Here is a 21987-nt window from a genome sequence, read left to right on the forward strand (position 1 = left end):
TTTATCGGGAGAGGCCCATTCACCATGTTCGAGCGTCAGCGTCGCACCAAGATCCTTGCCACCCTCGGTCCGGCCACTGATCCGCCGGGCGTGCTGGAGGATCTTTTCCGCGCCGGCGTCAACGTGGTGCGCCTCAACTTCAGCCATGGTGACCCGTCCGGCCAGGCCAAGCGTGCCGCCGAAGTGCGTGCCGCCGCCGCCCGCGTCGGCGTGGAAGTGGGCATCCTGGCCGACCTGCCGGGCCCGAAGATCCGCATCGAGCGCTTCGCAGAAGGCAAGGTGCAGCTGAAGGCGGGCAACCGCTTCGACCTGATCGCCAGCACCAGTGCCGGCCCGGGTGATGCCACCCAGGTGGGTGTGAGCTACCTCGGCCTGCCGCAGGACGTGGGTCCGGGCGATGTCCTGTTGCTCGACGACGGCCTGATGCAGCTGCAGGTGGTGGAGGTGCAGGGCGAACGCATCATCAATACCGTACTGAACGACGGTGTGCTGTCCGACCGCAAGGGCCTGAACAAGCAGGGCGGCGGCCTCTCGTTGGGCGCGCTGACCGAGCGCGACAAGGAACTGATCGGCATCGTCGCCAAGATCGGTGTCGACTTCATCGCTGTGTCGTTCTGCCGCAACGCGCAGGACATGAACGATGCGCGTGACATCGCCCGCTCGCATGGCTGTGATGCTGCACTGGTGTCGAAGATCGAGCGCACCGAGGCCATTGAGAACCTGGAAGAAATCGTCGAGGCCAGCGACGTGGTGATGGTCGCCCGTGGCGACCTTGGCGTGGAGATCGGCGATGCCGAACTGCCGGGCCTGCAGAAGAAGATCATCAAGGCCTCGCTGGCACAGAACAAGGTGGTGATCACCGCCACGCAGATGCTGCAGTCGATGGTGGAAAGCCCGATTCCGACCCGTGCCGAAGTGCTGGACGTGGCCAACTCGGTCATCGACGGCACCGATGCGGTGATGCTGTCGGCCGAGACCGCTGCAGGTGCCTGGCCGGTCAAGGCGGTCGAAGCAATGGCGCGCATCTGCCTGGGGGCCGAGCGCCAGTTCCAGACCGAGACCGACTTCAACGCTTCGCCGCGCAACCTCCAGCGTGCCGACCAGGCCATTGCCATGGCCACCATGTTCCTGTCCCAGCACGTGGGCGTGCGCGCGATCGTGGCAATGACCGAGTCCGGTGGCACCGCGCGTTACCTGTCGCGTTTCCGCGCCAAGGCGCCGGTGTTCGCGGTGACCCGCCATGACGGCGCGCGCCGGCAGATGGCGCTGATGCGCGATGTGTTCCCGATCAACTTCGACAGCCGCGGCCTGACCCCGCGCGAAGCCGCGCGCGGCAGCATCCGCCTGCTGGTGGAAGCCGAACTGCTGCAGGCCGGCGACCGCGTCGTGTTCACCAGCGGCGAGCACATGGAAACCCACGGTGCCACCAATACCCTGCGCCTGCTGGAAGTGGGTGAAGACGGCCGCGCCATTGGGCTGGGCGATCTGTAAACCCAGTCGGCCTTGGGTCGGAGCCGCTGCGCGGATCCGACCCGGGGTCAGATCCCCAAAGGGGCTCTGACCCCATGCCGCAGGACATCCCTTGTCCTGCGCGGACATTGGAATCGTTTCCATCCTGGCCTCGACACCGGGGCAACGGGCAGCGGGGCTATACTTACGTTTTTCCCGCACCCGCCACAGGAAATACATGAGCATCGAACAGCTGGCCGAAACCGCCCAGGCCATGGTCGCCCCGGGCAAGGGCATCATCGCGATCGACGAATCCACCGCTACCATCGCCAAGCGTTTCGCCGGCGTCGGTATCGAGAACACCGAGGAGAACCGTCGTGCCTACCGCGAGCTGCTGCTGACCACGCCGAAGCTCAACGAGCACATTTCCGGCGCCATCCTGTACGACGAAACCATCCGCCAGTCGACCAGGGACGGCGTGCCGTTCGCCAAGTACATGGCCGACCACGGCATGATTCCGGGCATCAAGGTGGACAAGGGTGCGCACCCGCTGGCCGGCTGCCCGGGCGAGCTGGTCACCGAAGGCCTGGACGGCCTGCGCGAGCGCCTGCAGGAGTACTACAAGCTGGGTGCGCGCTTCGCCAAGTGGCGTGCGGTCATCAACATCGGCGAGAGCATTCCGTCGGGCACCTGCATCGAGTCCAACGCCCATGCGCTGGCCCGTTATGCGGCCCTGTGCCAGGAATGCGGCCTGGTGCCGATGGTCGAGCCGGAAGTGATCATGGACGGCGACCACGACATCGAGACCTGCTACGAAGTCACCGAAGCCACCCTGCGTTCGCTGTTCGACGCGCTGTACCAGCAGAACGTGCTGCTGGAAGGCACCATCCTGAAGGCGTCCATGGTCATCTCCGGCAAGAACTGCGATGAGCAGGCCGACGTCGAGGAAGTGGCCGAGTCGACCGTGATGTGCCTGAAGAGCACCGTGCCGGCCATCCTGCCGGGCGTGGTGTTCCTGTCCGGTGGCCAGAGCGACGAGCAGTCCACCGAGCACCTGAACGCGATGAACCAGCTGGGCAACCTGCCGTGGCCGCTGAGCTTCTCCTACGGCCGCGCCATGCAGCAGGCCGCGCTGAAGCTGTGGGCCAAGGACATGAAGGGCAACTACGCAGCCGCCCAGAAGACCGTGTACGAGCGTGCCAAGGACAACGGCCTGGCTGCGCTGGGCAAGTGGAACGGCTGATCCGTCCCATCGCTGGATGAACAAGGCAGCGCCGGCATCACGCCGGCGTTTGCTTTTGCGGGTATCTTTTCCGCCCCCGCGTGCCCGGCCGGTACGCGGGAACCACATGGAAGGCCAAGGAGAAACAACATGCGTTTGGCAGCAATCACACTGGCCGTAGCCACGGTCCTGGTCGCCGGCGGGTGCAACCGTATCGGCGGCGGCGCAGAGGCAGGCAAGGCAGCGTCGCTCGATTTCGACAAGCCGGTGTCCGGCGAGATCACCTCGCGCAGCGGCATCAACTTCAATGATGGCAGCCATCACCAGCTCTACCAGATCAAGCTGGAAGACAAGGATCTGGTCGGCCTGAAACTTACTGGTGCCCTCAGCGGCTCGATCGCCGTTTTCAACAACGGCAGTCTTGTTTCCACCAGCAACACCGGTTACGAACGCGAAGGCGACGTCTCGCTGGCGTTCCGTGCCAATGGCGGCGGCACCTACCAGGTGGCGGTCAATGCCGATGGCCCGACCGCCTTTGGTCCGTATCGCCTGCGAGCCGAGAAGCTGAAACCTTACGACGGCAAGCCGTTGGCGGGCAGTGGCGAAATCGTGGACATGCTGGCCAGTGATTCGCAGGACTACACCCTGCAGGTGGACAAGGCCGGCCTGTACGAAATCCGCCTGGTGTCGGATGTCTTCGATCCGGTGCTGAAGCTGTCGGGCCAGGGCGTTGAAGCCGAAAACGACGATGGCAACGACAGCACCAACTCGCGGCTGACCCTGTCGCTGAAGCCGGGCAAGTACACCCTGACCGCGCGTGGCCTCGGCAGCGGTGTCAATGGCATGTTCACCCTGTCTGCCTCCCGCATCGAACTGCCGGGGAATCTGGTCGAGCGCGATGGCACCGCCCTGCCGAAGTCGGGCAGCGTGTACACCATGCTGGACAACGAAGGCCGTCGCCGCTTCCTGCTGACCCTGGACCGGCCGGCCGACGTGCGCCTGGATGCGATTTCCAGCCAGGTCGATACCGTGCTGCGCGTGGTCGGTGGCGATGTCGAGCTGACCGACGACGACGGTGGCAACGGTACCAACTCGCGCCTGGAAGAGACTCTGCCGGCCGGTCATTACACCGTCGACGTGTCCAGCCTGAACAATGGCGCAGGCATGGTCGAGGTGCGCGTGCAGGTGGAAGGAGCCAGCGCCGAGGGTGCTGCCGCATCGGCTGCACGTGCCGCTGCCGACGCTGCAGCCGCCGTGGCCGATGACGCCGCTGCGGTGGAAGCTGCCAGTCGTTGAGCGTGATCCACGCCACGCGTGGATGACATCAACGGTGCAACTGAGAAGGCCGGGCAATGCCCGGCCTTTTCCTTTCCACGCTGCGTCGCGATTCAATGCGCGGCGGCAAAACCCGCGTCACCCAAGGGCGGCAGCATCGACCCGCGCGGTTCGCTGTCGGCGCTTTGCCCGGCGGCACTCAACGCCTGCTGGTAGGCCTTGGCCGTAGCGGTATTGAACGCCACCAGCACGATGCGCATCGGTTGCGCGTGGCTGCGCTGCCAGGCCAGTGTTTCGGTCACTGCGATCTGCGCGGCCTGGTACAGCGGATAGCCGTATACGCCGCAGCTGATGGCTGGGAATGCGATCGACTGCACGCCCAGCGATTCGGCCAGCTGCAGCGACTTCCAGTAGCAGTTGGCGAGCAACGCCGGTTCATCGCGCTGGCCGTCGTGCCAGACCGGGCCCACCGTGTGCAGTACGTAGCGTGCAGGCAAAGCGTAAGCACTGGTGGCGCGCACTTCGCCGGTCGGGCAACGTACGCCCGGGCGCAGCTCCGGCAGCTGCGCGCATTCGGCCAGCAACGCGGGCCCGGCCGCACGATGGATCGCGCCGTCGACACCGCCACCACCGAGCAGCGTTTCATTGGCCGCGTTGACGATCGCATCCACCGCCAGGGTCGTGATGTCGCCCTGCCAAACTTCGATCTTCATGCGTCCGTCTCCTGCCTGTGAGGTGATCCGCGCAGCATCTGCGCCGGCTGTTCCCACGGTAGGGGACAGGGCATCGATACTGCGTCATGACCGTCTCACGCGCTGCGATCCGACGGCCTTCACGCACGATGGCGGGCGACGCCTTCATGCAGGCTGAAGCAGAAGGGGGTCGGAGCCCTTTCCCTGCGGAAAAGGGATCCGCCCCCGGGCATGTAACAGGATGGGGTCGGATCCTTTTCCGGATGCAAGAGGCTCTGACCCCCGGGTGTCACGGCAGGCCGGCCAACCAGTCGTCGTCGGAACCCTCATTCACGTCGGCAAACAGCGGCGTGGAGAAGTAGCGTTCACCGGTGTCCGGCAGCATCGCCAGAATCACTGAACCCGGTTCGGCACGTGCGGCCACGTCCAGTGCGCTGGCCACGGTAGCGCCGGCGGAGATGCCGACGAAGATGCCTTCCTCGGCGGCCAGTCGGCGCGCGGTGGCGATCGCGCGGTCATCTTCCACCGTCAGCAGTTCATCCACCACATCACGGTTGAGCACGTCGGGCACGAAGTCCGGGGTCCAGCCCTGGATCTTGTGCGGCTTCCAGTCATCGCCCTTCAGCAGTGCGGCGCCGGCTGGCTCGGTGGCGATGATGCGGGTCTGCGGACGCGCGACCTTCAGCACTTCGCCCACGCCGGTGAGCGTGCCGCCCGTGCCCCAGCCGCTGACGAAGTAGTCCAGCCGCTTGCCGGCGAAGTCGCGCAGGATCTCGGCGGCGGTGGTGTTGCGGTGATACGCCGGATTGGCCGGGTTGGCGAACTGGCTGGCCAGGAACCAGCCGTGCTGCTCGGCCAGTTCGCGCGCCTTGCGCACCATGCCGCTGCCGCGTTCGGCGGCCGGGGTCAGGATCACCTTGGCGCCATAGGCGCGCATCAGCTTGCGGCGCTCCACCGAGAAGGTCTCGACCATGGTCGCCACGAACTTGTAGCCGCGCGCGGCGGCGACCATCGCCAGCGCCACGCCGGTGTTGCCAGAAGTGGCTTCGACGATGGTGTCGCCCGGCTTGAGCAGGCCACGCGCTTCGGCGTCGAGGATGATCGCCAGCGCCAGGCGGTCCTTGACCGAGCCGCCCGGGTTGAACGACTCGACCTTGGCGTAGACGCTGACCTGCGGCGGCGCCAGGCGCTGCAGCTTGACGATGGGGGTATTACCGACGGTGTCGAGGATGGAGTCGTACAGGGCCATGGAAGCGCTCCGGAAACAGGGCCGCGCCGGACGCCGGCGGGCAGAAGGGGAGGGCTGGCTGTTCAGGCCAGCGGCTGCCGGCTGACCGTAGCGCCGGCATATGACGCCCGGAAATGACCAGATACCTTTCTTAAACAACCTTTGGTTATAAGCTGGTGACGGCAATTGACCCTAGAGTGGACCTCCGCCCCACGCCGCCCGCCTCCCATGACGCTGACCCAGCTGCGCTACCTGGTCGCCATCGCCGACGCCGAGCTGAACATCACGCTGGCCGCCTCGCGCGTGCACGCCACCCAGCCCGGCCTGTCCAAGCAGCTCAAGCAGCTGGAAGACGAGCTCGGCTTCCTGTTGTTCGTGCGCAAGGGCCGCAGCCTGGAGTCGGTCACCCCGGCCGGCACCGAGGTCATCGCCCGCGCCCGCGCGGTGCTGGCCGAGGCCAACAACATCCGCACCTACGCGGCCAACCAGCGCCGCGAGAGCCAGGGCCAGCTGATCCTGACCACCACCCACACGCAGGCGCGCTTCGTGCTGCCGCCGGCGGTGGCAGCGATCAAGCAGGCCTATCCCCAGGTGAGCGTGCACCTGCAGCAGGCCGGTGAAACCGACGCACTGGACCGCTTGAACCAGGGTGACGCGGATATCGCGATCATCAGCACCGCCGGCAGTGAGCCCACCGATGGCATCGCGGTGCCGCTGTTCCGCTGGCGACGCCTGGTGGTGGTACCCAAGGGGCACCCGCTGGACCGCGCCGGCCGCGCACCGGACCTGGCCGCGTTGGCCCGGCAGCCGCTGATCAGCTACGAATCCTCGACCCGCCCGAATTCCTCGTTGCAGCGCGCCTTCGCTGCAAACGGCCTGGCGCCGGACCTGGCGCTGACCGCGCTCGATGCGGACCTGATCAAGACCTATGTGCGTACCGGTCTGGGCGTAGGCCTGCTGGCCGAGATGGCGGTCAGTTCCAACGACGAAGACCTGCGCTCGTGGCCGGCGCCGGAGCCGATCAGCGAGTGCATTGCCTGGGCGGTGTTGCCGCGCGACCGGGTGCTGCGCGATTACGCGCTGGAGCTGGTGCACGTGCTGGCACCGCAGATTGATCCGCGCGATCTGCGCAGGGTGCTGGATGGCAACCAGGCCGCCGCGTGGCCGGTGCCCCCGACGTGGGAGTCACTGACCCAGACCATCACGGTGTGAGGGGTTGGTCGAGCAGGGCTTGCAGCCCTGCACCTGCTGCGGACAAAGGCAACAGCAACAGCAGAAGCGGCATTCCGTGGGTTGGCGGGGCGGTGTCGGAGTGCGGGGACGCTGCAAGTACGTCCCTGTAAGCTTGGCAGCCGCATCCATGCGGCTGACACCCCGCACTCCGACACCGCCCCACCTCTGACAGATCCCGATGGCTGTTGGTAGGTGTCGACCTTGGTCGACACGATAGATCCACGCCATGCGTGGATGCTCTTCGATTCCAGTTCGAAATATTCGATTCCGATGGAGATTCATCCACGCATGGCGTGGATCTACTGCAGATCGCAGAGATCTGTCGAAGGCGGGGTGGGTCCGGTTGCGGGAGTGTCCGCGGCATGGATGCCGCGGCCAAGCCCCCATGGGTGAGGGCGCTTTGCTTGCGAAGCACTGCTTCGCAAGCGCCCGAACGCACAGCCGCCAGCGGCTGGGCCGGACCGCGGAGCGGGGTTTACGGCGTCTCCCGCAACCGGACCCACCCCGCCTACCCACAGGAAGCCCGCTTTTGCTTCGGCTGTTGCTGTTGCTGTTGCTGTTGCTCCAGCTCGCAGCGGGTGCAGGGCGCAGCCCTGCCGATAAACCCCTCCTGCGACGGTTCGTCGCACGGGTAACCCAGGACCCGCCTCTACACTAGCGGGGTGACCCGCCTGTCCCGCCCGCAGCGTCTTCTGCTCCAGCTCGCCATCCTGGCGACGCTGCTGATGGTGCTTGCGCCGCTGGTCAGCCGCGCGCTGCAGGTGTCGCCGATGGACCACACCGCAATGGCGGGCATGGACCACGCCGCCATGGGCCATGACATGCACGACATGGCCATGGCCGGGCACGATCAGCACGGCGCCGCGCCGGCAGTGCCCCGCCCCGCGGCCGATCCCCACGCCATGCATGGCGAAGCCTGCGAATACTGTGTACTGGCCATGCGCCTGCTGCCATGGCTGGCGGTGCTGGTGCTGCTGTTGCCGCTGCTGTGGCGGCCGCGCCTGGTGTTCCCGTGGTCGCAACAGGTGCTGCCCGCACCGCACTGGCCCGCACATGCCGCACGCGGGCCACCGCGCGTCTCCATCGTCCGCTGATATCCCCGTGAATCTGCCGCACGACGCCTGACCGGGCGCCGTGCGCGCGTGCGTACCTTGGAGCTGTTCCGATGAAAATGACTTCCCGCCCCGCGGGCGCCTGCGCGCGCCTGCCGGTTGCCCTTGGCCTGGCCGTGACCACGTCACTGGCCTACGCTGCGCCTGCCGAAGAGGCGCGTACCCTCGATACGATGGTGGTCACCGCCGCCGCACCGTCCTCGCCGCTGCACTGGGTGACCGACCCACGCCTGCCGCGGCAGCCGGTGCCGGCCAGTGATGGTGCCGATTACCTGAAAACCGTTCCCGGATTCTCTGCCATCCGCAATGGCGGCACCAACGGCGACCCGGTGCTGCGCGGCATGTTCGGTTCGCGCCTGAACATCCTCAGCAACGACGGCAACCTGATCGGTGCCTGCCCGTCGCGCATGGACAATCCGCTGTCCTACATCGCGCCGGAAAGCTTCGACCGGTTGACCATCATCAAGGGCCCGCAGAGCGTGCGCTGGGGCGCAGGTGCCTCGGCCGGTACCGTGCGCTTCGAGCGCGACACGCCGCGCTTCGATGAACCCGGCCTGCGTGCCGATGCCAGTGCGCTGGTCGGCTCGCGCAACCGCAATGACCAGGTGCTGGACCTGACCCTGGGCAATCCGACCGGCTATGTACGCGCCAGCGGCAACCGGTCCGAGGCCGATGACTACAAGGATGGCCACGGTGACGTGGTGCCGTCGAAGTGGCGCAAGTGGAACGGTGACGTGGCCATCGGCTGGACGCCGGATGCCGACACGCTGCTGGAGATTTCCGCCGGTGCCGGCGATGCCATCGCGCGTTACGCCGGGCGCGGCATGGACGGTGCCGCGTTCGAACGCACCAGCTATGCCGCGCGCTTCGAAAAACGAAACCTGCCCGGTGCGTGGGACACGTTGCAGGCCAACGTGTACTACAACGAAGCCGACCACGTGATGGACAACTACACGCTGCGCACGCCGAATCCCAACAGCATGATGCCGATGCCGATGGCGTCGAACGTGGACCGCCGTACCCAGGGCGGCCGGGTCAGTTCCGAGTGGCGCTGGCAGGACGTGCAACTGGTGGCGGGTGTGGACGGCGAAGACAGCCGCCATCGTGGCCGCATGGGCATGGGCCGCGACACCTACCGCCAGGCCGCCTGGGAGACCGATGCCAGGTTCCGCCGCTACGGCGTGTTCACCGAGTTGACCCTCGGCGCCGGCACCGATCAGCGTTGGATCAGCGGCCTGCGCATCGATCGCGCCAGCGTGCACGACGAGCGGCAGTCGCTCCGCGGAATGATGGGCGACATGCCCAATCCGACTGCGGGCCAGCGTCGCAAGGAATGGCTCGGCAGTGGCTTCCTGCGTTACGAGCAGGACCTGGCCGACGGCATGACCTGGTACGCCGGGCTCGGCCACAGCGAACGCATGCCCGACTACTGGGAGCTGTTCTCGCCCAACCACGGCCCGGCCGGCGCAGTGAACGCGTTCACCGGCGTGCAGCCCGAACGCACCACCCAGCTCGACGTCGGCCTGCAGTACAAGGGACCGCGCGTGCAGGCGTGGGTTTCGGCGTACGCCGGGCAGATCCAGGACTACACCCTGTTCACGTACCACGGCAGCGGCATGATGGGCATGAGCCAGGCCCGCAATGTCGACGCGCGCATCGCCGGTGCCGAGGCGGGCCTGGAAGTGAGCCTGGCCGGGCAGTGGAAGCTGGGCGGCACGCTGGCCTATGCCTGGGGCGAGAACCGCGACCAGCAGGGTCCGCTGCCGCAGATGCCACCACTGGAAGCACGCCTGAGCGCGAACTGGGAAGGCCAGCGCTGGAGTGCCGGGGCACTGCTGCGTGCGGTGACCCACCAGCACCGCGTGGCCGAGGGCCAGGGCAACGTGGTCGCACAGGACCTCGGGCCGAGTGCAGGTTTCGCCACGTTCGCGCTCAACGCCGCGTACCGTTTCAGTTCGCAGCTGCAGCTCAGCGCGGGCGTCGACAACCTGTTCGACCGCGCCTACAGCGAGCACCTGAACCTGGCCGGCAGTGCCGACTTCGGCTTCCCGGCCGACCCGGTGCGCATCAACGAGCCCGGGCGCAGCCTGTGGATGAAGGTGAACTACCGGTACTGATCCGCCGGGTGAAAAAAAACCGGGGCCGGATCCCCGCCAGGATCCGGCCCCGCCCGACGCCCTCTGTCGGGCAGCTTCGACTCTACGATGGCAACGCCCGTGGTGCACGGTTGGATACAACCCGACACACGCCGACACCGCCAAGGGCAGCCTTGCACGGAACGGGTTCAAGGCGCTATCACGGCTTCGGTTCCACGATGGTAAACGCTTGGCACATACCGCTTTTGCGGGGCCTTGCCTACACTCGGCGGCCGTGGATCAATCAGGACCATTCATGTTGGCTCGTATCGCTTCGACCCTGGCCCTTGGCCTCAGCCTGGCCGTGTTGGCCGGGTGCGCAGGCAAACAGGAGGCCGCCGCGCGTCGGCAGGGCGAAGCAGTGCCGGTCACGGCGCAGGTGGTGCAGCCCATGCAGTGGAACGACACCCTGCAGGCGCTGGGCACGGCCAAGGCGCGCGAGTCGATCAGCGTCACCGCCAAGGTCAGCGAAATCGTCGAGAAGGTGCATTTCGAAAGCGGCCAGCACATCGCCGCCGGCGCACCGATCGTGACGCTGCGCGGGCAGGCCCAGGAAGCGGCGCTGGTGCAGGCGCAGGCCACCTTCCACGAGGCCGACCAGTTGTACAAGCGCCAGCGCGAGCTGGCCTCCCAGCGGCTGGTGTCCAGCGCCACGCTGGATACGCAGAAGTCGATCCGTGATGCCGCCGAGGCGCGCGTGATGCAGATGCAGGCCGACATCGGTGATCGCCGTGTACGCGCACCTTTCGCCGGCGTGCTCGGCATCCGCCAGGTCAGCCCGGGCTCGCTGGTGACTCCGACCACGGTCATCGCCACGCTCGACGACATCGAGCACATGCACATCGATTTCCAGGTGCCGGAAGTGGAACTGGCCGCACTGGGCGTCGGTGACAAGGTCAGCGCCACCAGCGTGGCGTGGCCGGGCCGCACCTTCGAGGGCGTGGTCAGTACCATCGACGCACGCATCGACCCGGCGACCCGTGCGGTGACCGTGCGCGGCGATTTCGCCAACAGCGACCACGCGCTGCGCCCGGGCATGCTGCTGGACGTGCGCCTGTTCCGCCCCGAGCGCCCGGCGCTGGTGGTGCCGGAAATCGCGGTGGTGCAGGTGGGCCGCGACACGTTCGTGTACCGCATCAAGAGCGACGACAGCGTCGAGCGCGTGGACGTGGTGACCGGTGCGCGCCGTGCCGGCGTGGTTGAGATCAAGCAGGGCCTGGAAGCCGGCCAGCGCATCGTGGTCGATGGCACCGGCAAGCTGCGCCCGGGCCTGAAGGTCGCGGCCAAGGATGCGGCCCCGGCCAGCGGTGCCAAGCCGGCGGATGCACCGGCGCCGGTCGCGGCCGAGGGCCACGGCGGATGAAGCTGTCCGACATCTCCATCCAGCGGCCGGTGTTCGCCGTGGTGATGAGCCTGTTGCTGCTGGTGCTGGGCGTGATGTCCTTCACCCGCCTGACCCTGCGCGAACTGCCCGCCATCGATCCGCCGATCGTGTCGGTGTCGGTGGACTACACCGGCGCCTCGGCGGCGGTCATCGAAAGCCGCATCACCCAGGTACTGGAAGATGCGCTGGCCGGCATCGAAGGCATCGATACGATCAATGCGCGCAGCACCAACGGCCGCTCGCAGGTCAGCATCGAGTTCACCTCCAACCGCGATATCGAAGCGGCGGCCAATGACGTGCGCGATGCGGTCAGCCGCGTCGCCGACCGCATGCCCGAAGAAGCGCGTCCGCCGGAAATCGCCAAGGTCGAGAGCGATGCCGACCCGATCATCTGGTTCAACATGGTGTCCTCGACCATGGACACGCTGGAGCTGAGCGACTACGCCGACCGCTACGTGGTCGATCGTTTCTCCAGCCTCGATGGCGTGGCCCAGGTCCGCATCGGTGGCCGCCAGCGCTATGCGATGCGCATCTGGCTGGACCGTGACCAGCTGGCCGCGCGCGGGCTGACCACTGGCGATGTGGAAACCGCACTGCGCAACGAGAACGTGGAATTGCCGGCCGGCCGCATCGAGTCGACCGACCGTGACTTCACCCTGCGCGTGGAGCGCAACTACATCAAGCCGGAGGACTTTGCGACCATCCCGCTGGGCAAGGGCCGCGACGGTTACGTGGTGCGCATGGGCGACGTGGCGAAGATTGAACTGGCTTCGGCCGAGCATCGCGCGTACTACCGCAGCAACGGCGAGCCGGGCATCGGCCTGGGCATCGTCAAGACCTCCACTGCCAACTCGCTGGACGTGGCGCGTACCGCGCGCGCTGAAGCCGAGCGGGTTGCGCTGACCCTGCCCAAGGGCACGCAGATCTTCGTCGCCTTCGACAACACCACCTTCATCGAAGCGGCGGTGGACCGCGTCTATGCCACGCTGGTGGAAGCGATGATCCTGGTGCTGGCGGTGATCTGGCTGTTCCTCGGCAGTTTCCGCGCCGCGTTGATCCCGGCGGTGACGGTGCCGGTCTGCCTGGTCGCGGCGTTCATCGCGCTGTATGCGTTCGATTTCTCGATCAACCTGCTGACCCTGCTGGCCCTGGTGCTGTGCATCGGCCTGGTGGTGGACGATGCGATCGTGGTGGTGGAAAACGTGCAGCGCCGCATCGACCTGGGCGAGCCCCCGCTGGTGGCCTCCAAGCGCGGTACCACGCAGGTCGCCTTCGCGGTGATCGCCACCACCGCCGTGCTGGTGGCGGTGTTCCTGCCGGTCGGTTTCCTGGAAGGCAATACCGGCCGCCTGTTCCGCGAACTGGCGGTGGCGCTGGCGGCAGCGGTTGCGTTGTCCGCGTTCGTGGCGCTGACGCTGACGCCGATGATGGCCTCCAAACTGCTCAAGCCGCACACCGGGCAGGCACCGCGCGGCCTGCATGGCTTCGTCAACCGCAACCTGGAGCGCCTGGCCTCCGGCTATGGTCGCGTGCTCGACCATCACGTGGACCGCACCTGGATCTACCTGCTGGTGATGGTGGCCGCGCTGGCCGCCAGCTGGGGCCTGCTGAAACTGCTGCCGTCGGAGCTGGCGCCGGCCGAAGACCGCGGTTCGTTCCAGATCATGATCGACGGCCCGGAAGGCGCCGGCTACGACTACACCGTGCAGCAGGTACAGCAGGTGGAAGCGCTGCTGGCCCCTCACGTCGGCCCGGACAAGCCGATCGTGCGTGCCAACCCCCGCGTGCCCGGCGGCTTCGGTGCCAGCGAGGAAATGCACACCGGCCGCGTCAGCATCTTCCTGCAGCCGTGGCGCCAGCGCAGCGAGGCCACGCCGGACGTGGCCAACGCACTGCAGAAGGAACTGGACACCATCCGCGGCGTGCGCGTGCGTACGCAGGTGGGCGGCGGGCTGGTGCGCAGTGGCGGCCAGCCATTCCAGATCGTGCTGGGCGGCCCGGAATACGCGGAGATCGCGCAGTGGCGTGACCGCATCCTGCTGCGCATGGCCGACAATCCGGGCCTGGTCGGCCCGGATTCGGACTACAAGGAAACCCGGCCGCAGATGCGGGTGAACATCGACCGCCAGCGTGCGGCGGATCTCGGCGTGCCGGTCACCGCGATCGGTTCGGCACTGGAAACCATGATGGGCTCGCGCCGCGTCACCACCTTCGTCGACAACGGCGAAGAGTACGACGTGCTGGTGCAGGCCGGTCGCGATGGCCGTGCCAGCCCGGCCGACCTGGCCGCGATCCGTGTGCGTGCCACCTCCGGCGAACTGGTGCCGCTGTCCAACCTGGTCACGCTCAGTGAAGTGGCCGAGGCGGGCACGCTGAACCGCTTCAACCGCCTGCGCTCGATCACCATCACCGCCGGCCTGGCACCGGGCTATCCGCTGGGCGAGGCCATCGCCTGGGCGCAGAACGTGGCCCGCGAGGAACTGCCGCAGTACGCGCAGGTGAACTGGAAGGGCGAATCGCGCGAGTACCAGAGTGCGGGTGGCGCGGTGCTGCTGACCTTCGCCATGGCCCTGCTGGTGGTTTACCTGGTGCTGGCCGCGCAGTTCGAGAGCTTCATCCACCCGCTCACCATCATGCTGACCGTGCCGCTGGGCGTGCTCGGTGCCTTGGTCGGGTTATGGGTGAGCGGCGGTACGGTGAACCTGTTCAGCCAGATCGGCATCGTCATGCTGGTCGGCCTGGCAGCGAAGAACGGCATCCTCATCGTCGAATTCGCCAACCAGCTGCGCGACGACGGAAGAACCGTGCGCGAGGCGATCATCGAATCGGCGATGGTGCGCCTGCGCCCGATCCTGATGACCTCGATCGCCACCGTGGTCGGCGCGATTCCGCTGGTGGTGGCCGGTGGCCCCGGCTCGGCCAGCCGTGGCACGATCGGCATCGTGATCATCTTCGGCGTGACTCTTTCGACGTTCCTGTCGCTGTTCGTGGTGCCGGCGTTCTACGCGCGGCTGGCCCCGTACACCCGCTCGCCGGAAGCGGTGAAGCGCGAGCTGGAGAAGCAGGAAGCCGAATCGCCCTCGGTGGGCGGGCATGCCTGACCGGCCTGCCGGCGGGGTCGGACCAGGGGTCGGATCCCTTTCCGGAACGGAAAGGGCTCTGACCCCGCCACTACAGGGAGAAGGTTTCCGCCTGCGCCCCTGGCGCCCGGAAGACCTGGAATCCCTGCTGCGCCATGCAAACGACGCCGAGGTATCGCGGGGCCTGCGTGATCGCTTTCCGTACCCGTACACGCGCGAGGATGGCGAGGCCTTCCTCGCCGGCCGCGTGCTGGCCCCCGGAACCCTGAACCTGGCCATCGAGATCGACGGCCAGGCCTGCGGCAGCGTCGGTGCCCAGCAGGGCGTGGCCGAGCGTGGGCATACCGCCGAACTGGGTTACTGGCTGGGCCAGGCCTACTGGGGCCAGGGCGTGATGACCCGCGTGGTCGGCCTGTTCGCACCGTGGGTGATGGACGAACTGCGCCTGTTCAGGCTGCAGGCTACCGTGGTCGACTTCAACCTCGGCTCGGCCCGGGTGCTGGAGAAGAACGGCTTCCAGGAAGAGGGCGTGGAGCGCTGTGCGGTCTACAAGCGCGGCGTCCTGCACGACCTGCGCCGCTTCGCCCGGGTGCGCACCCAGCTGCCCTGAGCAGCCGGGGAAGGGGAGGGGTAGAGTCGACTGTCAGTCGACTATCGCGCGCAGCGCGGGCTCTTCTGCGACCGGGGCCAACGGCAGTGGACCAACAGTCGACTCTACCGGGCATCATGGCGTCAGCGCAGCCATCCCACCCACCCATCCCGCAGCCCCCATTGATCCGGCGCTACCGCAGCGGCCTTCGATCAGGGAGAATCGACCGGTCCCTTCCAGCCGACGGGACGTCCTTACAACCCGCCGACTGGAGAGAGCGCGCGTGGAAGCAACCGTACATTTCATCAACAGCATCATCTGGAGCAAGGCACTGATCTTCGTGTGCCTGGGCGCCGGCCTGTTCTTCAGCCTGCGCACGCGCTTCATGCAGATCCGCGGCTTCCTCGAGATGTGCCGCCTCACCGTCAAGGGTGAGAAATCCGACGCCGGCGTGTCCTCGTTCCAGGCCCTGGCCATGTCGATGGCCGGCCGCATGGGCATCGGCAACATCGCCGGCGTGGCCACCGCCATCGCCTTCGGCGGCCCCGGTGCGATCTTCTGGATGTGGGTGATGGGCTTCCTCGGCGCGTCCACGTCGTACGTGGAATGCACCCTGGCGCAGATCTACAAGACCAAGGACGCTGAAGGCCGCTACCGCGGTGGCCCGGCCTACTACATCGAAAAGGCCATGGGCCTGAAGTGGTACGCGCTGGCCTTCGCCATCGCCACGATCATCGCCGCCGGCTTCCTGATGCCGGGCGTGCAGGCCAACGCGATCGCCGACAGCATCATCAACGCCTGCCGCGGTACTGCCCTGTGCGGTCCGCTCGATGGCCAGGCCTTCGGCATGGAGTCGGTGCAGGCGCTGAAGCTGGGCATCGGCATCGTGGTCGCGCTGCTGCTGGGCGTGGTGATCTTCGGCGGCGTCAAGCGCATCGCCAACTTCGCCGAAGTGGTGGTGCCGTTCATGGCCGCCGGCTTCATCCTGATGGCCATCGTCATCATGATCATCAACTACGACCGCGTGCCGGAGATGTTCAACATCATCTTCAGCAGCGCCTTCGGCACCCACGCCGCGTTCGGCGCGATGATGGGCCTGGCAGTGGAGTGGGGCATCAAGCGCGGTATCTACGCCAACGAAGCCGGCCAGGGTTCGGGCCCGCATGCAGCGGCCGCCTCGGAAGTCTCGCACCCGGCCAAGCAGGGCTACGTGCAGGCCTTCGCCATCTACTTCGACACGATGATGGTGTGCACCGCTACCGCCTTCCTGATCCTGGCCAGCGGCACCTACAACGTCTACTCGCCCGCAGGTGCCGGCGCCCCGCCGATCTTCCAGGGCCTGGCCGGCATTCCCGAAGGCGCCGGTTACGCCCAGGCCGGCGTAGAAGCCGTGCTGCCGGGCTGGGGTTCGGCGTTCGTGTCCATCGCCATCTTCTTCTTCGCCTTCACCACCATCATGGCGTACTACTACATGGCCGAGACCAACCTCAGCTATGTGAACCACAACAGGAAGCGCCCGCTGACCGTGCTGGTGCTGCGCCTGGGCATCATCGGCATGGTGGTGTTCGGCGCGTTCCATAATGCGACCCTGGCCTGGGCGCTGGGTGACATCGGCGTCGGCCTGATGGCCTGGCTGAACATCATTGCCATCCTCATCATCCAGAAGCCGGCCATGCTCGCCCTGCGTGATTACGAACGACAGAAGAAGCTCGGCCTCGATCCAATCTTCGACCCCGATGCCCTGGGCATCAAGAACGCCGATTTCTGGCGTCAACGCAAGCTGGAGTTGTCCCGTAGTGAATGATCCCTGGAAGAATGCCCGCCGCCCGTCGTCGCGACCGCCGCGGGCCACCCCGCTGCCACCGCGTGAGGGCGGCACCCCGCCGCCGCCGGGGCGCGGCAACGACGAACTGCGCCTGTATGGCTGGAACGCCGTACAGGCGCTGTTCGCCAAGCGCCCGCAGGCGCTGCGCAAGCTGTACCTGGTGGACGCGCTGATTCCGCGCATGCAGCCGGTGCTGAAGTGGTGCGTGGCCAACCGCGTGGGCTATCGCGTGGTGGAGGAAGGCGATCTCAACAAGCTGGCTGCCACGACCCATCACGAAGGCCTGGTGGCCGACGTGCTGCGTGCGCCGGTCGTGCCGCTGGCGCAGTGGCTGGCCGATCTGGAGCAGGGCCCGGTGCTGGCGTTGTGGCTGGATGGTGTCGGCAACCCGCACAACTTCGGCGCGATCCTGCGCTCGGCCGCGCATTTCGGCGTCAAGGCGCTGCTGCTGCCGGCCGGCAGCACGCTGGCGCTGTCCGGTGCTGCCGCACGCGTGGCCGAAGGCGGGGCGGAGTCGGTGCCGCTGGTGCAGTTGCCGGAGACTGCAGAGGCGATGGCGCAGCTGCGCAGTGCCGGCTTTGGGCTGGTGGCGACCCTCGTTGAGGGTGGCGACGACGTGTTCCGTGCGTCGCTGCCGGAGCGGCTGGTGTACGTGATGGGCGCCGAAGGCGAGGGCATGGACCGCGGTTTGGCGGGACAGTGCGACCTGCAGGTCTCGATTCCCGGCAGTGGCGCGGTGGAGAGCCTGAACGTGGCCTCGGCCACGGCCGTGCTGCTGGCGCAGTGGGCCAGTCGACGCGGGTGATCCCGTATCCGGGCTCGCATGATCGGGGTCGGATCCCTCGCCGCAGGCGAGGGCTCTGACCCTGTCGGGTTCCTGATTCAGGACCCGCCTTGGTGGGTGCGAACCTTGGTTCGCACCGCTCCTGCCGCTGCGCTCGCCGGGCATGGCCCGGCACTACCGCATCACTCGTTCGGAGGCGTGGTCGCCTTGGCTTCGCTGCCGAAACTGCCATCGGCTTCCGCCGCCAGGTACGCGAACACCGTATACGCGGCCACGTTCTGCGCCAGTGCCTTCGGGTCGATCTTGTCCAGCGTGTCGTCGGCGGTGTGGTGCAGGTGGAAGTAGTCCGAGCCGTCCTGCGCCAGCCACGCCCATGCACCGCCCTTGGCGGCCAGCGGGCCGACGTCCGGGCCCGGGCCACCCTTGTCGGCCTGGTACTCGATGCCCAGCGGCTTCATTACTTCGGCAATCTGCTTCGTCGCTTCACGTGAGCCTTCCGGATTCGGTGAACCGGTATTGAAGGCGTAGATGCGGCCTGCGCCGAAGTCGCTCTCGGCGGCCAGCTGGTGCAGGGCCACGTCCTTGGCGTGTGCCTCGGCATAGGCCTTGCCGCCGTAGAGGCCCTGCTCCTCGTTGGCGAAGGCGATCACGCGGATGGTGCGCTTCGGTGCCTGCTTGAGCTGGCCGATCAGGTGGCCGGCGGCCATCGTGATGCCCACGCCCGCGCCGTCATCCACGGCGCCGGTGCCCAGGTCCCACGAATCCAGGTGACCACCGATCACCACCACTTCCTTCGGCAGGCTGCGGCCGGTGATCTCGCCGATCACGTTGTACGAGGTGGCGGTGCCGTCCCAGCCGCAATCCAGTGCCACCTTCACCGTGGTGCTGCCACGGGCCAGCAGGCGCGCCAGCTGGTCGGCATCGGGCACCGACAGTGCCGCCGACGGCACCGGGGTCAGGCCATCATCGAAACGGGTGATGCCGGTGTGCGGCACGCGGTGGGAGTCGGTACCGGCCGAGCGCATCAGGAAGCCCACCGCGCCCTTGCGGATCGCTTCTGACGGTCCCTTGCTGCGGATTGCACCGCCGCGGCCGTAGTCGCGGCCATCGCGGAACGGCAGCATCTGGTAATCGACGAAGGCGATCTTGCCCTTCAGCGAACCGGCCGGTGCCGCCTGCAGGGCGGCCAGATCGGCGAAGCGCACCACCTCCGCTTCCACCGTGCCGCCCGGGCTGCCGCCCAGCGCAGTGATCTGCAGCGGCTGCGGGTTCCTGCCGGTCACGGCAGCGTGTTCACTGCGGCGCTCCCACTTCGGGAAGGTCACCGGTTCCTTCCACACCTTGTCGAAACCCAGTGCCTTGAACTTGGCTTCGGCCCAGGCCACGGCGCGGGCGTCGGCCTCGCTGCCGGCGATGCGCGGGCCGATTTCGGTGGTGAGCGATTCGACCACCTTCCAGCCGGTGTCATCGGCCAGCGCCTGGTCACGCAGCTGTGCGGCGGTGGCCAGCGACGCCGGGGGCAGGGTGGTGGTATGCGGCGCCGCGAAGGCCGGGGCGGCCAGCAGGGCGAGGGAGGATGCGATGGCAAGGACGCGGCGACGCATGGACAGCTCCGGGAAGGGACCAAGCCTTGGAGCTTAACAGTCGTTCAGCCCGGCGCATGGGCGGGAGGTCATGGCTGGCGCGAACGCTGTTTTCCGCCATGTCCGGCAAAGCGAAAGCCCCGCCGGAGCGGGGCTTTCGCGCAGCTGCGGTAGTGCCGGCCGCTGGCCGGCTTCCGCATGTTCCGATGTTGCCGGCCAGCGGCCGGCACTACCGTTCTGCCGCCTTATTTCTTCAGGCTGTCGCGGATCTCGCGCAGCAGCACCACTTCCTCGGCCGGTGCGGCCGGTGCAGCCTCCTGCTTGCGCGACAGGCGGTTGATCGCCTTGACCACGATGAAGATGGCGAAGGCCACGATCACGAACTGGATGATGGTATTGATGAAGTCGCCGTAGCCAACCACCACGGCCGGAATCTCCTTGCCATCCGGACCCAGGTGGGCCGGCGACAGGGTCCAGGCCAGGCTGGAGAAGTCCACGCGGCCGATCAGGTAGCCCAGCGGCGGCATGATGATCTTCTCGACCAGCGCCGTCACGATCTTGCCGAAGGCCGCGCCGATCACCACGCCGACGGCGAGGTCGATGACGTTGCCGCGCATCGCGAATTCCTTGAACTCGGTGAGCATTCCCATTGTTGTTTTTCTCCGGTGGGGAAGTGGACAGCGCGCAGGGTAGCGCAGGTAATGTCAGCCGGCGATCACGCCGTGGCGCTCGGCCACGTTTTCCAGGCGCGCGCTGAAGCGGTCGCCGGGCTTCAGTGCAGCCACGCCGGACGGGGTGCCCATGAACACCAGGTCGCCGGCACGCAGCTGCCACAGCTTGGACAGCTCGTGCAGGATCTCCGGCACGTTCCAGATCATCTGGTCCAGCAGCGCCTGCTGGCGCACCTCGCCGTTGACCTCCAGCGACAGGTTGAGCGCGGCCAGGTCGCCGACCTCTTCGGCGTGGACGATTTCGCTGATCGGCGCGGAGGCGTCGAAGCCCTTTGCGGCATCCCACGGGTGGCCCTTGTCCTTGGCCGCAGCCTGCAGGTCGCGGCGGGTCAGGTCCAGGCCGACGGCGTAGCCGTAGACCAGTGCTTCGGCATCGGCCACGGCCAGTTCGCCTGCGGGCGCATCACGGCCGATCGCCACCACCAGCTCCACTTCGTGGTGCAGGTTGGCGGTCGCCGGCGGGTAGGGGATGGCGTCGTCGTGGCCGACCACGATCGCATCGGCCGGCTTGCTGAAGAACATCGGGCGGCCACGGTCATCGGCCGCCGGCACCGCCGCGCCCATTTCGCGGGCGTGGTCGGCGAAGTTGCGGCCGACGCAGTAGATGCGGTGCACGGGGAAACTGCCACCGCCCACCACCGGTACACGCGGCAGGGCTACGGCAGGGATCACATCGGAGACATCGGACATGCGGGCATCCAGGAAGGGCGTGCCCGCAGTCTAGAACGCATGGCGCCCGCCGTCAGCGGGCGCGGAAGACCTGGATCAGCGCGAGGCCGGCAGCACCGGCTTGCGTACCACGCGGTACTCGCCTTCGACCACGGTCGGGTCGACCGGACGGGCAACACCCGGCTTGCGCGAGGCCAGCAGCTTCCACGCCAGGCCGACCAGGATCATCGCTGCACCGACGAACACGCCGATGAACACCATCGCGGCCAGGATCGCCAGGCCAAGCAGGCCCACGGCAACGCGCACCAGCGGATGGCGCGGCTTGCGCGGCGCGAACAGGGTGCGGAACTGGTTGAAGGCGGATGCGCGATTGAACATGGCGGCTCGATAGGCTGGGATCAGCGAAACCAGAGTATCGGGACGCGCCACTGTCATTGAGTGAAAAACTCGTTAAATATAGCCTGTGCTTATTACGGATCAATGACTTGTGTTCATGTCGCAGCCAGTCACCTGAGTGGGCGTGCGACAATGCGGGTTTACTGTCCGAGCCTTCGCCATGACTGCCCCTGCCGCCCTGATCGCCCTTGATGCCATTGCCGATGGCGCGTTTGCCGAGGTCGAAGCAGTGGTTGATGGCGATGCCGAGTCGCTGGTGCTGTACCGCGACGGTGCGCAGGTGCGCGCGTTCCTGAACATCTGCCCGCACGCCGGCCGCCGCTTGGACTGGGCCCCGGGCCAGTTCCTGAAGAGCCGTGAAGGCAACCTGGTCTGCGCCGCGCATGGCGCCTCGTTCGCGCTGGACAGCGGCGACTGCATCGCCGGCCCCTGCAAGGGCGACCGCCTGCGTGCGGTGCCGGTGGACGTGCGCGACGGGCAGGTCTATCTGGCTTGAGGCCAGAAACAGTCGAGCACGGCTCGACTCTACAAAAGCCGTGTCGACCAAGGTCGACACCTACCAGAGCGAGATCCGTGCCGACCAACGGTCGGCACCCACCA

18 protein-coding genes are annotated in these 21987 nt (G+C 67.3%); 12 read left to right on the plus strand and 6 right to left on the minus strand.

What is annotated here, in order from left to right; translation table 11 throughout:
- Window positions 1–24 precede the first annotated feature (24 nt).
- From pyk to AC5P99_RS01130, 3 genes are all read left to right on the plus strand, one after another.
- Complete coding sequence (gene pyk / locus AC5P99_RS01120) at window positions 25–1491, plus strand: pyruvate kinase (RefSeq protein WP_495212807.1); 1467 nt, start codon at window positions 25–27, stop codon at window positions 1489–1491.
- A gap of 196 nt (window positions 1492–1687) precedes the next feature.
- Complete coding sequence (locus AC5P99_RS01125; RefSeq protein ID WP_005410832.1) at window positions 1688–2692, plus strand: class I fructose-bisphosphate aldolase; 1005 nt, start codon at window positions 1688–1690, stop codon at window positions 2690–2692.
- Between the two features lie 129 nt (window positions 2693–2821).
- Window positions 2822–3967, plus strand: coding sequence for a hypothetical protein (locus AC5P99_RS01130; protein WP_033834920.1), 1146 nt, complete (start codon window positions 2822–2824; stop codon window positions 3965–3967).
- 92 nt (window positions 3968–4059) lie between these two features.
- Here AC5P99_RS01130 and AC5P99_RS01135 read toward each other — a convergent pair whose 3' ends face one another.
- Window positions 4060–4659: an O-acetyl-ADP-ribose deacetylase gene (locus AC5P99_RS01135; protein ID WP_049406609.1), complete on the minus strand. Its 600-nt coding sequence runs from the start codon at window positions 4657–4659 to the stop codon at window positions 4060–4062.
- A 268-nt stretch (window positions 4660–4927) separates the two neighbouring features.
- On the minus strand, window positions 4928–5887 hold the full coding sequence (cysK, locus tag AC5P99_RS01140) for a cysteine synthase A (protein WP_005410829.1): 960 nt from the start codon (window positions 5885–5887) through the stop codon (window positions 4928–4930).
- 207 nt (window positions 5888–6094) lie between these two features.
- Between cysK and AC5P99_RS01145 the strand changes: the two genes are divergently transcribed.
- The 8 genes from AC5P99_RS01145 (at window position 6095) to AC5P99_RS01180 (ending at window position 18029) form a co-directional block, all read left to right on the plus strand.
- A complete protein-coding gene (locus tag AC5P99_RS01145) occupies window positions 6095–7078 on the plus strand; it encodes a LysR family transcriptional regulator (RefSeq protein WP_049448764.1) in 984 nt (327 codons plus the stop codon).
- 683 nt (window positions 7079–7761) lie between these two features.
- Window positions 7762–8193: a DUF2946 domain-containing protein gene (locus AC5P99_RS01150; RefSeq protein ID WP_495212808.1), complete on the plus strand. Its 432-nt coding sequence runs from the start codon at window positions 7762–7764 to the stop codon at window positions 8191–8193.
- 71 nt (window positions 8194–8264) lie between these two features.
- Window positions 8265–10328 (plus strand): TonB-dependent copper receptor, encoded by a 2064-nt coding sequence (locus AC5P99_RS01155; RefSeq protein WP_495212809.1) that lies wholly within the window; start codon window positions 8265–8267, stop codon window positions 10326–10328.
- A 274-nt stretch (window positions 10329–10602) separates the two neighbouring features.
- Complete coding sequence (locus AC5P99_RS01160; protein WP_049448774.1) at window positions 10603–11709, plus strand: efflux RND transporter periplasmic adaptor subunit; 1107 nt, start codon at window positions 10603–10605, stop codon at window positions 11707–11709.
- A complete protein-coding gene (locus AC5P99_RS01165; protein ID WP_495212810.1) occupies window positions 11706–14831 on the plus strand; it encodes an efflux RND transporter permease subunit in 3126 nt (1041 codons plus the stop codon). The genes AC5P99_RS01160 and AC5P99_RS01165 overlap by 4 nt, the downstream gene beginning before the upstream one ends.
- The gene (locus tag AC5P99_RS01170) at window positions 14824–15420 is read left to right on the plus strand and encodes a GNAT family N-acetyltransferase (RefSeq protein WP_099606033.1); all 597 of its coding nucleotides are present in this window, start codon (window positions 14824–14826) and stop codon (window positions 15418–15420) included. Before AC5P99_RS01165 ends, AC5P99_RS01170 begins: the two co-directional genes overlap by 8 nt.
- Window positions 15421–15682: 262 nt before the next feature.
- On the plus strand, window positions 15683–17203 hold the full coding sequence (locus AC5P99_RS01175) for an alanine/glycine:cation symporter family protein (protein ID WP_005414320.1): 1521 nt from the start codon (window positions 15683–15685) through the stop codon (window positions 17201–17203).
- Window positions 17196–18029, plus strand: a complete 834-nt coding sequence (locus AC5P99_RS01180; protein ID WP_099605872.1) for a TrmH family RNA methyltransferase — start codon at window positions 17196–17198, stop codon at window positions 18027–18029. Before AC5P99_RS01175 ends, AC5P99_RS01180 begins: the two co-directional genes overlap by 8 nt.
- A 161-nt stretch (window positions 18030–18190) precedes the next feature.
- Here the strand turns inward: AC5P99_RS01180 and AC5P99_RS01185 are convergent, their stop codons facing one another.
- The 4 genes from AC5P99_RS01185 to AC5P99_RS01200 all read right to left on the minus strand — a co-directional run bounded on the left by AC5P99_RS01185 (window position 18191) and on the right by AC5P99_RS01200 (window position 21369).
- A complete protein-coding gene (locus AC5P99_RS01185) occupies window positions 18191–19612 on the minus strand; it encodes a M28 family peptidase (RefSeq protein WP_012481115.1) in 1422 nt (473 codons plus the stop codon).
- A gap of 224 nt (window positions 19613–19836) precedes the next feature.
- Complete coding sequence (mscL, locus tag AC5P99_RS01190) at window positions 19837–20241, minus strand: large-conductance mechanosensitive channel protein MscL (protein WP_014038282.1); 405 nt, start codon at window positions 20239–20241, stop codon at window positions 19837–19839.
- A gap of 54 nt (window positions 20242–20295) precedes the next feature.
- Complete coding sequence (locus tag AC5P99_RS01195) at window positions 20296–21012, minus strand: fumarylacetoacetate hydrolase family protein (protein ID WP_012481114.1); 717 nt, start codon at window positions 21010–21012, stop codon at window positions 20296–20298.
- 75 nt (window positions 21013–21087) lie between these two features.
- A complete protein-coding gene (locus AC5P99_RS01200; RefSeq protein WP_005410817.1) occupies window positions 21088–21369 on the minus strand; it encodes a hypothetical protein in 282 nt (93 codons plus the stop codon).
- 178 nt (window positions 21370–21547) lie between these two features.
- On the opposite strand from AC5P99_RS01200, the gene AC5P99_RS01205 reads away from it, so the two are divergent.
- Window positions 21548–21883 carry a Rieske (2Fe-2S) protein gene (locus AC5P99_RS01205; RefSeq protein ID WP_099530139.1) on the plus strand — a complete coding sequence of 112 codons (336 nt, stop codon included), beginning with the start codon at window positions 21548–21550 and terminating at the stop codon, window positions 21881–21883.
- Window positions 21884–21987 lie beyond the last annotated feature (104 nt).

This window comes from Stenotrophomonas sp. YJH_SMC_80 (assembly GCF_059372495.1).

Excerpts from the sequence above, each read along its gene's own strand:
- pyk (WP_495212807.1), top strand. The coding sequence starts at position 25 with ATGTTCGAGCGTCAGCGTCGCACCAAGATCCTTGCCACCCTCGGTCCG.
- mscL (WP_014038282.1), bottom strand. The coding sequence starts at position 20,241 with ATGGGAATGCTCACCGAGTTCAAGGAATTCGCGATGCGCGGCAACGTC.
- AC5P99_RS01165 (WP_495212810.1), top strand. The coding sequence starts at position 11,706 with ATGAAGCTGTCCGACATCTCCATCCAGCGGCCGGTGTTCGCCGTGGTG.
- AC5P99_RS01160 (WP_049448774.1), top strand. The coding sequence starts at position 10,603 with ATGTTGGCTCGTATCGCTTCGACCCTGGCCCTTGGCCTCAGCCTGGCC.
- AC5P99_RS01135 (WP_049406609.1), bottom strand. The coding sequence starts at position 4,659 with ATGAAGATCGAAGTTTGGCAGGGCGACATCACGACCCTGGCGGTGGAT.
- AC5P99_RS01170 (WP_099606033.1), top strand. The coding sequence starts at position 14,824 with ATGCCTGACCGGCCTGCCGGCGGGGTCGGACCAGGGGTCGGATCCCTT.
- AC5P99_RS01145 (WP_049448764.1), top strand. The coding sequence starts at position 6,095 with ATGACGCTGACCCAGCTGCGCTACCTGGTCGCCATCGCCGACGCCGAG.
- AC5P99_RS01200 (WP_005410817.1), bottom strand. The coding sequence starts at position 21,369 with ATGTTCAATCGCGCATCCGCCTTCAACCAGTTCCGCACCCTGTTCGCG.
- AC5P99_RS01130 (WP_033834920.1), top strand. The coding sequence starts at position 2,822 with ATGCGTTTGGCAGCAATCACACTGGCCGTAGCCACGGTCCTGGTCGCC.
- AC5P99_RS01205 (WP_099530139.1), top strand. The coding sequence starts at position 21,548 with ATGACTGCCCCTGCCGCCCTGATCGCCCTTGATGCCATTGCCGATGGC.
- AC5P99_RS01155 (WP_495212809.1), top strand. The coding sequence starts at position 8,265 with ATGAAAATGACTTCCCGCCCCGCGGGCGCCTGCGCGCGCCTGCCGGTT.
- AC5P99_RS01125 (WP_005410832.1), top strand. The coding sequence starts at position 1,688 with ATGAGCATCGAACAGCTGGCCGAAACCGCCCAGGCCATGGTCGCCCCG.
- cysK (WP_005410829.1), bottom strand. The coding sequence starts at position 5,887 with ATGGCCCTGTACGACTCCATCCTCGACACCGTCGGTAATACCCCCATC.
- AC5P99_RS01195 (WP_012481114.1), bottom strand. The coding sequence starts at position 21,012 with ATGTCCGATGTCTCCGATGTGATCCCTGCCGTAGCCCTGCCGCGTGTA.
- AC5P99_RS01185 (WP_012481115.1), bottom strand. The coding sequence starts at position 19,612 with ATGCGTCGCCGCGTCCTTGCCATCGCATCCTCCCTCGCCCTGCTGGCC.